The organism is Aquimarina macrocephali, assembly GCF_051627225.1.
In the GTDB taxonomy this organism is placed as follows: Bacteria; Bacteroidota; Bacteroidia; order Flavobacteriales; family Flavobacteriaceae; genus Aquimarina; species Aquimarina macrocephali.
In genome coordinates this window covers 3,198,681-3,211,325 of record NZ_CP151795.1, presented here as the reverse complement: position 1 = coordinate 3,211,325, position 12,645 = coordinate 3,198,681, and the positions used below count along the sequence as shown (strand labels likewise).

Below are 12,645 nucleotides of genomic sequence, written 5' to 3'. Positions count from 1 at the left end.
TAAATTTGTAATACGAGTTAGACGGCTGATAAACCGCCACATAGATTGTTTTAGAGTTTAATAATTTTCTTCTGTATAGTTGATACAGTGTCATTATTTAAGTGAAAGATCACCAGATATAATCCTGCTGCCTTTTCTGAGAGGTCAATACTCACTGAATTATTTCTCCTAAAAGAAATAGCAGATCTTTGACTAGTGACAAGACTAACCAGTTCGATCGAGGTGATTTGTTCAGACAGTTCTGGTTTCCATTGCAAAGTGACTTCGCCATTGGTTGGGTTAGGAGCAACTATAAAGGCATTTTCAATGCTCTCTTTCTCTATGTTGATCAGATCATTCTGTACAGTTTCAAATACTTCATCGCTAGTCTTGACAGGAGCAGGCACATCTCTTAACGTCTGATTCCCTGCTGTGTCATGTGTAAATTCCAGCTTGTCTCCAGAGGCTATTTGTGCACTCGTCTGAGCACCCCATACAAGTATTATTAAAGGGATTAATTGTTTTTTCATGATTTTGTGAATAAAAAATGGTTAATACGGATATATATTACCAAAAGTGGGGTTAGTAATAGAAGGGTCGATAAGAGGAAAAACCTCTTATTTTCAAATATGTGATCAAGAAGTCAGAAACATGGTTCTAGTCTCTAGAATGAGAACCATTCATGGCTTCTATGAGTTTGGATATTATTGTCGGTAAGGATTGTGTTGTATTGTTCTCATAAGTTGGATTTTATTAGGTTGTTAAAAATGATATTCTTGATGCAATATTAAAGGTTGCCAGTTTCATTTTTCGGAACTCAGAATGCTTATTCTGTTAATTTTATGTAAAAAAAGCTAAAGAAATCATAAACTAAATTTCTGTGTTTTGGGGTGGCTAAGAAGTGTACTAATAGGTTTAACAATACATTAGGAATCGAGGTGCTTTGCTCTTATATGTGAGGCTAAAGAAGCAAAGTACCTGACCTCCTTACTGAAATCTGTATTCTAACCTTATTTTAAATAAATGGTTTATTTTTCTTGATTGAAGTGAAAATTGGATTACGTATCAAGCGTAAATAACGTGGCAGGTATTGCTGACATATAGCAACTAAAGCAACTAAAGCAATCGCATCAAAGGCGTGTAGGGGTTCTGAAGAGGTAAAAACTCCCAAAAAAACCATTCTATTTTAGTCAATTTTCGACGTAAAAAGAGTGTGAATCAGCCTGTTTTTTTGAGGATATTTTAAGGTATTTTTGCTTCAAAAACGGTGTTTTTGAGTGACTTTTTTGGTCGTCTAGAGCAAAAAAAACGGCATCTAAGGTCAAAAAAAATCGCTTCTTAGGTGAGTTTTGGCGTTTTTTGGGCAAAAAAATACTCTCTAACACTATAAGTACCAGAGAGTATTTTTGATTTGTAGTCTTAAACTACATGCTTAATTCTATACTTGAGCGATAACCAATTTTTATTCGTTCGATGAATACGGGAGTTACTTCTTTTGAGGGAGTAACCTGTTTTACATTCTTATGTACCACCAAAGCATTATGCTTTGGGGTAGCTGTAGTATCCCCCAGATTTTTTCTGGCTATCGGTTTAAAACTTACCAACATATTCATCCTATTTAACAATAAAACATCAAGTTTCATTCCAAATACAAAGAATTATACGACAAATGCATCAAAAAACATGGATCACTGATTATCAATAACATAACACATATATCAAAATAACAGTCAAGCAATATATTATTTTAACAAAATACCAATAAATTAAAAATTTTATAAAAAAATAAAGTCCTAGTTAAAACCACATGATATAGGAAATATCATTTAGTTAGGCCTGTAATTGTCAGTCTGAACCTATTGATAGCCTCAGGGGAAACTTGTCAAAGACATTTGAACAAAGTGAATCTATACGATTTTAATTTACAAAAGACATTTATAAATCAAACCCTCTTTTTTACTTCAATATTTTTTCATCTTCTCTACTAGTACTAATACCAGACCCCCAAGTACACAATTGACTTAATATAGGTAATAATTCCTTCCCCCTTTCGGTTAGAGAATATTCAACTCTAGGAGGGATCTCTGCAAATGATTCGCGCTTTACAACCTCCTTTTGTTCTAGTTCTTTAAGTTGTTCTGTTAAAACTTTTCTACTAATTCCTTCCACAAAAACCACCAATTGACCAAATCTTAACTTACGTTCTCCTAAAACATAAATAATAATAGGTGTCCATTTATTTCCTATAATATTCGTTGCATGAATCATTGGGCAATGATTCGGATTATGAACTAATTTTCTACTCATAATTCTTAACTTTTTGTTAAATAACCTCATTAGTTACATCGAGGTTACCATTTTTTTAGGATACAAAAATACAAATGTTTCTTTTAGAAACTATTAATAATTACTTTTATAAACTTTTAATACAAAAAATATACAAAATGAAAATTTTTCAACCATATTCCTTAGGTTCAATTACTTTAAAAAATCATATTGTAATGGCCCCTATGACCCGTAATAGAGCAATCAAAAACATTCCAAATGATATTATGGCATTGTATTATGAACAACGTTCTGATGCTGGATTGATCATAACCGAAGGAACTTCGCCATCCCCTAATGGATTAGGATACGCTAGAATTCCCGGAGCTTTTACTGATACTCAAATTAAAGGATGGAAAAATATTGCCTCAAGAGTACATCGCAAAGACAGTAAAATTTTTGTGCAATTAATGCATTGCGGAAGAGCTTCTGCAACCCCAAATTTACCAGAAGGCGCAAAAACTATAGCCCCATCAAGCGTACAACTAAGTGGAGAAATTCATACTGACATATCAGGAAGTAGTCCTTATGCCATTCCTGAAGCCATGTCTATAGATCAAATACAAAAAACTCAAAACGAATATATACAAGCAGCAACTAATTTAGTATCAGCAGGAATCGACGGAGTAGAGCTTCATAGTGCGAATGGTTACCTACTTGATCAATTTTTGAATCCTGCATCTAATATTCGTAACGACGAGTACGGAGGTTCTTATAAAAACAGAGCTCGTTTCTTACTAGAATTAACACAAAAAACCATTGATGCTATTGGCGCAAATAAAGTAGGTGTACGAATCTCTCCTTATGGTATTTTTAATGATATGCAAGGTACATATGATGATTTAGTAGAAATGTACAGCTACTTAGCTGCAGAGTTATCAAAACTTAATATAGCATATATTCACATCGTAGATCATCGTGGTATGGGAGCTCCAGATTTTCCGACAGATATTGTTACAACACTTCAAAATATTTTTAAAGGAACAATTATCACAGGAGGAAATATAAATACAGCAAAAGAAGCTCAAACAGTATTGGACAAAGGAAGTGATCTTGTTTATATAGGAAGACCATACATATCAAATCCAAATCTTATTGAAAAATTAAAAAGCAACATTGCATTAACTCAGCCTATCATGGATACTTTCTATACTCCTGGTGAAGAAGGCTATACAGATTATATTAGTATATAAATTAGTTAAAGCATATTACCAAAAAAGGAGTTTTAAATGAATCTAAAACTCCTTTTTCTTTATACTTTATATTTTAAAGGAAGATAAACCACTTTTTTAGTCTCATAAAACTCTTCTTCAAAAACATCTGATAATTTGTGTTCTACAGCTTTTGGGAATAAAGCTAACTCTTCTGTAAGGTCACCTCCTTTAAGGTATAAAATCCCGTTTTGTAATTCGTGATTGTTCTTTTTTGCAATATTTTTTCTAATCCATTTCACAAAATCAGGCATATTGGTTACTGCACGACTTACGATAAAATCAAAACGATCATCAAATGTACCAGCTCTTCGCTGTTCTGCTTTAATATTACTTAGATCTAATGCATTTGCCACTTCATTGACAACTCTAATTTTTTTGGCAATAACATCAACCAAATAAAATTGAGTTTCTGGAAATAAAATCGCTAAAGGAATCCCAGGAAAACCACCACCAGTTCCCACATCCAGTACTTGTGCTCCCGGTTTAAACTCCAAAATTTTTGCTATTCCCAAAGAATGCAAAATATGTCGTTCGTATAACAATTCGATGTCTTTACGAGAGATAACATTAATTTTAGCATTCCATTCTGTATATAAATCTTCAAGTTTTGAAAACTGTAATCTTTGTTCTTCAGTTAGGTTCTGAAAGTATTTAAGTATAATATCCATCAAATAGTAATTAAAGCACAAAAATACACCTTAAGATGAGATATTTTACTTCTTTTTAGGAACTTAAAAAAATTTAAATACCTAACTTTACCCAATATAATTATGATCATAATCGTTTGATCATAAACCTCAATGCTTATGACTGCACCTAACATACGTTTTAGCAGAGAAGATTCTGCTAAATTCTTTAAAACATTAAATAAACGTGTAAATCAATATTTTAAAGAAAACAACATTAAACGAACAGGAAACTGGCGATTACACACTAAAACCATCGTTATGTTTTCTCTTTTTCTAACCCCTTATTTTCTAATTCTTACCCTTAACATTTCGCAATGGTGGATGCTACTACTCACTATAGTAATGGGAGTAGGAATGGCTGGCGTGGGCATGAATGTGATGCATGATGGAAATCACGATTCGTATTCTTCAAAAAAATGGATTAATAAGCTAATGGGAGGCAGTATGTATATCCTGGCGGGCAATGTTTATAACTGGCAGGTACAACATAATGTTTTACACCATACCTATACAAATATTCATGGTCATGATGAAGATATGGATGCTGGCCGGGTGATTCGTTTCACAAAACATTCAAAATGGAGACGTTTTCATAAATTTCAACATTATTATTCTATATTTCTTTATGGTTTACTAACTTTTAACTGGGCGTTGACTACAGATTTTAAGCAAACCAAAAACTATCTTGCTCGTAAGCTTTCTTACGGAAAACTACCTAGCCCATTAAAACAATGGAGTACTATTGTTATCACCAAAACCATCTATTTATCTATATGGATTTTAATCCCTATGATCTTTATGTCAATAGCCTGGTGGAAAATTTTAATAGGATTTTTTATAATGCACTATGTTGCAGGATTGATATTAAGTGTAGTATTTCAGTTAGCCCATATGGTAGAAGAAGCACAAATGCCAATCCCGGATAAAACTGGAACCATGAAAAACACCTGGGCAATACACCAATTATTTACTACAGTAAATTTTTCTACAAAAAACAGATTGGTAAATTGGTTTACCGGTGGCTTAAATCACCAGGTAGAACACCATATTTTCCCTCATATAAGTCATATTCATTATACTAAAATTTCTAAAATTGTAAAACAAACTGCTATAGAATGTAATCTCCCTTATAACGAGTACAAAACCACGCGGAAAGCTATTATTGCCCATTTTAAACATCTTAAAGAAATGGGAATGAAGCCTGCAATACAATCATAATTTTTATTTACCAGATAAAATGAGCACACAAGTATCAGAAATGAGCATACAATTATCAGACAAAATCAATGCGCTTAAAGCATCAGCTACATTAGCGATGGCTGCAAAGGCACGTGAACTAAGAGCCGAAGGGAAAGATATTATTGGCCTTAGTCTTGGAGAACCAGATTTTAACACTCCAGATTTTATTAAAGAAGCTGCTATACAAGCTGTAAACGACAACTACAATTCGTATACGCCGGTTGATGGATACGTAGAATTAAAAGATGCAATTATCACTAAATTTAAGCGTGATAATGGTCTTACCTATGATCGCTCACAAATTGTTGTATCTACCGGGGCAAAACAATCTCTTTATAATGTTGCTCAAGTATATATTAACCCAGGAGATGAAATAATTCTACCATGTCCTTACTGGGTGAGTTATAGTGATATTGTAAAACTTTCTGGTGGAGTTCCAGTAGAAGTAAAAACTTCTATTGATACCGATTTTAAAATGACAGCTGAACAGCTCGAAAAAGCGATTACACCAAAAACCAAAATGCTATGGTATAGCTCTCCTTGTAACCCAAGTGGATCTATTTATAGCAAAGAAGAATTAAGAGCATTGGCAGACGTACTACAGAAATATCCTAATATCATTGTAGTAAGTGATGAAATATATGAGCATATTAATTATGTTGGCGGTCATGCTTCTATGGCTCAATTTGAAGACATGTATAACAGAACAGTAACTGTTAATGGAGTCGCTAAAGCTTTTGCTATGACCGGATGGCGAATAGGATACATTGGAGCACCAACTTCAATTGCTCGAGCATGTAATAAAATGCAAGGCCAGGTAACCAGTGGAGCTAATTGTATTGCTCAACGCGCAGTAATTACAGCCCTTGAAGCCCCTGTTAGCAAAATTCAATATATGGTTGATGAGTTTAAAGAGAGAAGAAAACTAATACTAGGTTTGTTATCCGAGATTCCAGGATTCGAATGTAATGAACCAGAAGGAGCGTTTTACGTTTTTCCTGACATCTCACATTACTTTGGTAAAACATTACAAGGACACACTATTGAAAATGCTACAGATTTTTCAATGTTCTTATTAGAAAAGGCTAATGTTGCCACAGTAACAGGTATTGCTTTTGGAAATAGTAATTGTATTAGAATATCATATGCTGCCAGTACAGAAGAAATTAAAGAAGCTATCAAAAGAATTAAAGAAATTGTGAGCTAATAATTAACGATTTTAACTTTTTATAAATATGCCAATGCCTATAAAATAGGGTATTGGCATATTTTTTTAGCAAACGTTAAGTAAATTTTAACCTTATTTTACAATTTTTAAAATTGCCTTCTATACTAAATAAACGAAATTAGAGTTATACTTTAGCTATATCCCGAATATTATGTTTTTCTAAGAAACAAATATTCAAAAAGAACCAACTTAAAACCAATTGTTATGGATACTCTAGAAAAGGAACGTATCGTCAAAAAAAATGTCCTTGAAATTTTTAAAGAAAACTTTGACGTAACCCACACAGATGATGAAATCTTAAACATCAAACCAGAAAAAGAGTTTAGTGCTAATTATATCAGATACTACGAATCAATATTAGATATTTTTCTAATTGAAGATAGAGAGTTAAAAAGTATAAAGGGAACTGTAAAAGATACCATCAAAAAAGTTGCTGAATTATGGGCTATAGTGCCAAATTCTTCTGCAACCTGGGAATGGCAAATGCAATAAACTAAATCACCTATTTCTCCAGAAAAACGGGGTAAGAAGTATCAGCACTGTAAAGAGCTCTAATCTTCCTATTAACATAAGGAAGCAGCACCACCATTTCCCAAAGGCAGGTAATACATCAAAGTTATTTACAGGACTAAGTTTACCAAAAGCAGGTCCAACATTACCTAGAGAAGAAGCAGCTCCTCCAATTGCAGTTTCAAAATCTAATCCTAATGCGCCTAAGACCACAGAACCAATAATAAAGGCAAGCATATATAATATAAAAAATGCCAATATATTAAATACAATTTCCTTAGAGACTGATCTTCTATTATACCTTACCGGAAGGATTGCTCTGGGATGTAATGTTCTTTTAAATTCTAAAATCCCATTTCGAATAGTTATTAAATGCCGCATTACTTTTATACCTCCAGAGGTAGATCCCGCAGAACCACCCAGGAACATAATTCCAAAGAAAAGAACTGTTAAAAAAGGAGTCCACATTGTAAAATCCGCACTCACAAAACCTGTAGTAGTAATTACCGCAAGTACTTGAAATAATGCATGACGAAAAGCACTCTCTGCTTCTCCCCACACCATCGGATGATCAATAGATGACATAGATACATCTGCTTTACTATAAATTACAAGGGTAGCTATTACTGTAAATATAATAACAGAAAGCGCATAAAATTTAAATTCTTCATCTTTTATAATTTTCTGAATCTTACCCTTAAATCCAAAATAACTAAGAACAAAATTCATACCAGCCAAAAACATAAACAGTATGATAATATATTGTATTAGCGGTTGATCGTTCCAATAAGCAACACTTGCATTTTTTGTAGAAAACCCTCCTGTAGATAATGTACTTAATGCATGGTTTATAGCATCAAAGAAATTCATCCCTGCTAGTTTCAAAAGAATCGTTTCTGCAACAGTATACCCAAAGTAAATCAACCATAATCGCTTTGCAGTATCTGTAATTCTAGGATGTAATTTATCTGCACTTGGTCCAGGTGCCTCTGCAGCAAACAACTGCATACCTCCTATCCCTAATAATGGCAAAATAGCAATGGCCAATACAATAATCCCCATGCCTCCAATCCAATGTGTTAAACTACGCCAAAACAAAACTCCTTTAGGGATAATCTCTATTTCATTCAGAATAGATGCGCCAGTAGTAGTATACCCAGACATCGTTTCAAAAAAAGCATTGGTAAAAGATGGTATTGCTCCGGAGAATAAGTAAGGTAATGTTCCACTAAGAGACATGAATATCCATCCAAAAGTTACAACAATATAACCATCTCGTTTATTAATCTCTTTCTGATGCTCTCTTGTTAAAAACATTAAGATGATCCCGATGAACATCGTAGCTAAAGACGCCATCATGATTTCTATAGTAACTCCATCTTTATAGATAAAACTGATACATGTGGCGATTAGCATAAAGCCGCCATTACAGAGCAATAAAAGCCCCATAATATGTGAGATAATCTTATAGTTTAATCTATACATCTTAAAGGAAAAGCTTTTCTATTTTCTTAATAGATTTTGGCAAACAACATACCACTACTCTGTCTCCTGCCTGAATATAAAAATCTCCCAGTGGGATCATTCCTTCTTCATCCCTAATAACACCAGCAATTATAGCAGAACGAGGAAAATCTAAATCTTTGATTAAATTATCGCTTACTTCTGATGAAGGCTTAACAATAAACTCCAACAGCTCGGCATTCATATTATTAAGTTTGGTCATTGCTACAACCTCCCCTTTTCTAATAAATCTAAAAATATTATTTGCAGCCAGAAGTTTCTTATTAATCAAGGTATCTATACCAATAGAATGAGATAACTGGAAATAATCCATGTTTTCTACTAATGCAATAGTTTTTCTCACTCCCTTAGACTTAGCCACCAGACAAGACATTATATTGGTTTCAGAATTACCAGTTACAGCTATAAAAGCATCCATCCCATCTATACCTTCTTCTTGTAATAGTTCTACATTTCGCCCATCACCATTAATGATCAAAGCATTAGGAAGTTCATCGGCAAGATCAAAGGATTTCTCTCTATCTTTCTCGATAAGCTTTACTCTAAATTTATGATCACAAAGATCCCGAGAAGTCTTATAACCAATCTTACTTCCTCCTAGAATCATGACATTTTTGATTTGCTCTTTAACTTTTCCTGTTAACTTATACAGCTCTTCTACTCCACCTTTTGAAGTTACAAAATACACTTGATCTCCTTCTTTAAAGGTAGTATCCCCTCTTGGTATTAATGTATATTGAGTTCCTGAACGTTGAATTGCGATAGGCATAAAATGTAATTCTGGAAAAACGTCTGCTGCTTCTCTTACCGTTTTACCGACAAATAATGCTTCTTTAGACAAAGTAGTCCCCACCATCGTTAGCGCACCATTCTCAAATTCATAACTACCATGAAATGCAGATTGACTAAGCAATAACTCTATTTCGCTAGCTGCTAAGGCCTCTGGAGAAATTAGCTCATCAATACCAAATTTAATGAATCCAACTTCTTCTTTGTTTTCTATAAACTCTGTATTAGAAATCCTAGCAATAGTTCGTTTAGCTCCAAGCTGTTTCGCCAATACACATATCGTAATATTGGTTGTTTCGCTAGAGGTAACACTAATTACCATATCTACATTATCTACTCTTGCTTCTTTTAAAATAGCAATTGAAGTAGAATCTCCTTTAATAACTCTAATATCCAGGTGAGTATCCGCATAATTAAGGCATTCCTTATCTGTATCTATAAGTGTAATGTCCTGGGATTCAAACGAGAGTAATTTCGCCAAATGAAATCCTACCTCACCAGCTCCGGCGATTATGATTTTCATTGGTTTTGTTTATTGTTTTCCATCTAAAGATAAAATCAAACTAAGACTAAATACTACACTTCAAAATAACTAGAAGTAAGGTCTTAGAATATAAAAGCGTACAAAGATAATGTAAATTGACTAACTGGTAAAATTTTGATGATCCCCAACTTCAATTCTAATAATTATGATTTCATTTTTCATCATTTTGTAACCAAAAAATATGTCTTACAAAAACTCGTATTATAGAACAAAATCACATTTTTTTGCTTAAACAACAAAACTCAGGATTAGTTCAATATCAAAAATGTATATTTGCCTAAATTTTTTTAATGTCAGAAAAAATAACTCCATATAAAGACAAAACCAGATCTAAAAAAGAGCAGGTTGCCGAGATGTTTGATACTATCTCAGAGAACTATGACGGGTTAAATCGTGTTATTTCTTTTGGTATTGATGTAAAATGGCGTAAAAAAGTAGTTAGACTGGTTAGCAAAACAAATCCTGAAAGAATTTTGGATGTTGCTACAGGAACTGGTGATCTAGCCATAAATCTATCAAAAACAGGAGCTTCAGAAATCATTGGTCTTGATATTTCTACAGGAATGCTGGAGGTCGGAAGACAGAAGATTGCAATAAAAAAATTAGACACCATTATTAATATGATCCAGGGAGATAGTGAAAATCTACCTTATGATGAAAATTATTTTGATGCGATAACTGTAGCTTTTGGGGTACGAAATTTTGAAAATTTAGAAAAAGGGCTTTCAGAGATTTTCAGAGTCCTTAAACCTGGAGGTATTTTTGTAGTTTTAGAAACCTCGATACCCACAAAAACCCCATATAAACAAGGATACAAGTTTTATTCATCAACAATATTACCTCTTGTTGGTAAGCTATTTTCAAAGGATAAATCTGCTTATTCTTACCTAAGTGAAAGTGCCGCAGCTTTTCCTTATGGAGAAGCCTTCAACAATATTTTGAAAAAAATCGGGTTTATAGAAGTCAAAGATAATCCCCAAACTTTTGGTGTTGCTACAATTTATACAGCCACAAAACAATAGTGTCAAAACAAATAAGGGTTTTAAACCATTAAAAGGTTAATTTTAATTTAGATGAAAAGAATATTTATCTTAATAGTTGTTTTAATATGTACTCAAAACATGAGTGCACAGTTATTTTCTAAAGAAAAGGTGCAAAACCTTCAAAATTTTGATAAGCCAAGGTTTAGTTATGGCTATATTCTTGGATTTAACCTTTATGATTTTAACTTTGATTATACAACAGATGCACCAGATACCGATATTATACATGATGAATCCGTAGGTTTTAGTGTTGGTCTTTTAGGGAACCTGAGGTTAAATGATTATTTTGATCTTAGATTAGAACCTATGGTTACTTTTAATACAAGAAATTTAAGGTTTTCTAATTCTCAATTCACTTCAGATTTTGAATCTGTAAGAGAAGTGAAATCAACATATGTACATGTACCGTTATTACTAAAAATATCGACCAAAAGAATCAATAATATTAAACCTTTTATTGTTGGAGGTGTTTCTACCTCTATAAACTTGTCTAGTAACGAAGATAATCCCGATGATAATAGTGTAGGGCAATTTAGAATGAAAACCAATACTAATTATTACGAAATTGGTTTTGGTGTAGATTTTTATTTATACTATTTCAAATTTACTCCATCTATAAGAGGAGTATTTGCTATGTCTGATGAGTTGGTAAAAGACAATGACCCTAATAGTCCATATACTTCGACTATTGATAAAATGTCAACGAGAGGGATTTTTATAAATTTCACGTTTCAATAACATCACTTAGTTAAGATCTTCTAAATTCACTAAGCACAATAGCTGTTGCAGTAGCAACATTAAGGCTTTCTGTTTTTTGATCTGATCCAAATTGTGGAATTGTTACCCTTTCTTTAATAAGATTCTCGATATCTTCAGAGATTCCATTTGCTTCATTACCCATTATAACAATAGCATCTTTGGGTAATTTCTCGGTATAAATAGAATTCCCATTCATAAAAGTGCCAAAAATCCTGGAATTTGGTGTTTCTAAAGTTAAATAGTTCTTCAAACTCACATAACTAATGTTTACCCTTGTAATAGATCCCATCGTAGCTTGTATAACTTTTGGGTTATAACAATCTACAGTTTGTAAAGAACATACCAAATCCTCTATGCCAAACCAATCACAAAGACGAATTATAGTTCCCAAATTACCGGGGTCTCTAACATCATCCAATGCCAAAATCAAACCTTTTGAGTTTGTTTTTTTTACTTCTGGAATACAAAATACTGCTAATGCAACTTGCGGAGTAGTTAAAAAACTAATCTGTTTTAACTCCTCCTCGGTAACACGACACTCTAATGCCGCAGAAACATCAAAGATTCCTGCCTCTAAAGTAAAGAGGGAATGAAGCTTCAGATCAGCAGCAAGTAGCTCCCTAATCACCTTTTTACCCTCTGCAACAAACAATCCATGTTGTTTTCGGTACTTTTTTTGATATAAACTCTTTATTAATTTCTTTTGGTTTTTGCTAACCATACAAATAGTGTATTTTTGAATCAATGAATGAATACAGGTTGAAACACTTTCTGACAAAAATATTATTAATTACCTTAACTA

13 protein-coding genes are annotated in these 12,645 nt (G+C 33.0%); 6 read left to right on the top strand and 7 right to left on the bottom strand.

What is annotated here, in order from left to right:
• Positions 1-50: 50 nt before the first annotated feature.
• The 3 genes from AAFU52_RS13845 to AAFU52_RS13835 form a co-directional block, all read right to left on the bottom strand.
• Entirely contained in the window at positions 51-509 is a 459-nt protein-coding gene (locus tag AAFU52_RS13845; protein ID WP_438422326.1) for a T9SS type A sorting domain-containing protein, read from the bottom strand.
• An 894-nt stretch (positions 510-1,403) separates the two neighbouring features.
• Complete coding sequence (locus AAFU52_RS13840) at positions 1,404-1,586, bottom strand: hypothetical protein (RefSeq protein ID WP_152538666.1); 183 nt, start codon at positions 1,584-1,586, stop codon at positions 1,404-1,406.
• A gap of 349 nt (positions 1,587-1,935) precedes the next feature.
• Positions 1,936-2,286 (bottom strand): winged helix-turn-helix transcriptional regulator, encoded by a 351-nt coding sequence (locus tag AAFU52_RS13835; protein WP_438422325.1) that lies wholly within the window; start codon positions 2,284-2,286, stop codon positions 1,936-1,938.
• Between the two features lie 137 nt (positions 2,287-2,423).
• On the opposite strand from AAFU52_RS13835, the gene AAFU52_RS13830 reads away from it, so the two are divergent.
• Positions 2,424-3,497, top strand: a complete 1,074-nt coding sequence (locus AAFU52_RS13830) for an alkene reductase (RefSeq protein ID WP_438422324.1) — start codon at positions 2,424-2,426, stop codon at positions 3,495-3,497.
• 59 nt (positions 3,498-3,556) lie between these two features.
• On the opposite strand, the gene rsmG is transcribed toward AAFU52_RS13830, so the two are convergent.
• Positions 3,557-4,186 (bottom strand): 16S rRNA (guanine(527)-N(7))-methyltransferase RsmG, encoded by a 630-nt coding sequence (rsmG, locus tag AAFU52_RS13825; RefSeq protein ID WP_024772572.1) that lies wholly within the window; start codon positions 4,184-4,186, stop codon positions 3,557-3,559.
• Positions 4,187-4,324: 138 nt separating this feature from the next.
• Here rsmG and AAFU52_RS13820 point away from each other — a divergent pair, with 138 nt between their 5' ends.
• The 3 genes from AAFU52_RS13820 to AAFU52_RS13810 all read left to right on the top strand — a co-directional run bounded on the left by AAFU52_RS13820 (position 4,325) and on the right by AAFU52_RS13810 (position 7,166).
• On the top strand, positions 4,325-5,425 hold the full coding sequence (locus AAFU52_RS13820) for a fatty acid desaturase family protein (protein ID WP_024772571.1): 1,101 nt from the start codon (positions 4,325-4,327) through the stop codon (positions 5,423-5,425).
• Between the two features lie 40 nt (positions 5,426-5,465).
• On the top strand, positions 5,466-6,653 hold the full coding sequence (locus tag AAFU52_RS13815; protein WP_024772570.1) for a pyridoxal phosphate-dependent aminotransferase: 1,188 nt from the start codon (positions 5,466-5,468) through the stop codon (positions 6,651-6,653).
• Between the two features lie 225 nt (positions 6,654-6,878).
• A complete protein-coding gene (locus AAFU52_RS13810; protein WP_024772569.1) occupies positions 6,879-7,166 on the top strand; it encodes a hypothetical protein in 288 nt (95 codons plus the stop codon).
• Positions 7,167-7,172: 6 nt separating this feature from the next.
• Here AAFU52_RS13810 and AAFU52_RS13805 read toward each other — a convergent pair whose 3' ends face one another.
• Positions 7,173-8,669 (bottom strand): TrkH family potassium uptake protein, encoded by a 1,497-nt coding sequence (locus tag AAFU52_RS13805; RefSeq protein WP_024772568.1) that lies wholly within the window; start codon positions 8,667-8,669, stop codon positions 7,173-7,175.
• A 1-nt stretch (position 8,670) separates the two neighbouring features.
• Positions 8,671-10,020 carry a Trk system potassium transporter TrkA gene (gene trkA / locus AAFU52_RS13800; RefSeq protein WP_024772567.1) on the bottom strand — a complete coding sequence of 450 codons (1,350 nt, stop codon included), beginning with the start codon at positions 10,018-10,020 and terminating at the stop codon, positions 8,671-8,673.
• A gap of 311 nt (positions 10,021-10,331) precedes the next feature.
• Between trkA and ubiE the strand changes: the two genes are divergently transcribed.
• Positions 10,332-11,063 (top strand): bifunctional demethylmenaquinone methyltransferase/2-methoxy-6-polyprenyl-1,4-benzoquinol methylase UbiE, encoded by a 732-nt coding sequence (gene ubiE / locus AAFU52_RS13795; protein ID WP_438422323.1) that lies wholly within the window; start codon positions 10,332-10,334, stop codon positions 11,061-11,063.
• A 51-nt stretch (positions 11,064-11,114) separates the two neighbouring features.
• Positions 11,115-11,822, top strand: coding sequence for a porin family protein (locus AAFU52_RS13790; RefSeq protein ID WP_438422322.1), 708 nt, complete (start codon positions 11,115-11,117; stop codon positions 11,820-11,822).
• Between the two features lie 10 nt (positions 11,823-11,832).
• Here the strand turns inward: AAFU52_RS13790 and AAFU52_RS13785 are convergent, their stop codons facing one another.
• A complete protein-coding gene (locus AAFU52_RS13785) occupies positions 11,833-12,564 on the bottom strand; it encodes a TrmH family RNA methyltransferase (RefSeq protein ID WP_438422321.1) in 732 nt (243 codons plus the stop codon).
• Between the last annotated feature and the right edge of the window lie 81 nt (positions 12,565-12,645).

Bases quoted from the DNA above. Each gene is read 5' to 3' on its own strand.
- AAFU52_RS13845 (WP_438422326.1), bottom strand. From the start codon at position 509: ATGAAAAAACAATTAATCCCTTTAATAATACTTGTATGGGGTGCTCAG.
- AAFU52_RS13840 (WP_152538666.1), bottom strand. From the start codon at position 1,586: ATGTTGGTAAGTTTTAAACCGATAGCCAGAAAAAATCTGGGGGATACT.
- AAFU52_RS13835 (WP_438422325.1), bottom strand. From the start codon at position 2,286: ATGAGTAGAAAATTAGTTCATAATCCGAATCATTGCCCAATGATTCAT.
- AAFU52_RS13830 (WP_438422324.1), top strand. From the start codon at position 2,424: ATGAAAATTTTTCAACCATATTCCTTAGGTTCAATTACTTTAAAAAAT.
- rsmG (WP_024772572.1), bottom strand. From the start codon at position 4,186: ATGGATATTATACTTAAATACTTTCAGAACCTAACTGAAGAACAAAGA.
- AAFU52_RS13820 (WP_024772571.1), top strand. From the start codon at position 4,325: ATGACTGCACCTAACATACGTTTTAGCAGAGAAGATTCTGCTAAATTC.
- AAFU52_RS13815 (WP_024772570.1), top strand. From the start codon at position 5,466: ATGAGCATACAATTATCAGACAAAATCAATGCGCTTAAAGCATCAGCT.
- AAFU52_RS13810 (WP_024772569.1), top strand. From the start codon at position 6,879: ATGGATACTCTAGAAAAGGAACGTATCGTCAAAAAAAATGTCCTTGAA.
- AAFU52_RS13805 (WP_024772568.1), bottom strand. From the start codon at position 8,669: ATGTATAGATTAAACTATAAGATTATCTCACATATTATGGGGCTTTTA.
- trkA (WP_024772567.1), bottom strand. From the start codon at position 10,020: ATGAAAATCATAATCGCCGGAGCTGGTGAGGTAGGATTTCATTTGGCG.
- ubiE (WP_438422323.1), top strand. From the start codon at position 10,332: ATGTCAGAAAAAATAACTCCATATAAAGACAAAACCAGATCTAAAAAA.
- AAFU52_RS13790 (WP_438422322.1), top strand. From the start codon at position 11,115: ATGAAAAGAATATTTATCTTAATAGTTGTTTTAATATGTACTCAAAAC.
- AAFU52_RS13785 (WP_438422321.1), bottom strand. From the start codon at position 12,564: ATGGTTAGCAAAAACCAAAAGAAATTAATAAAGAGTTTATATCAAAAA.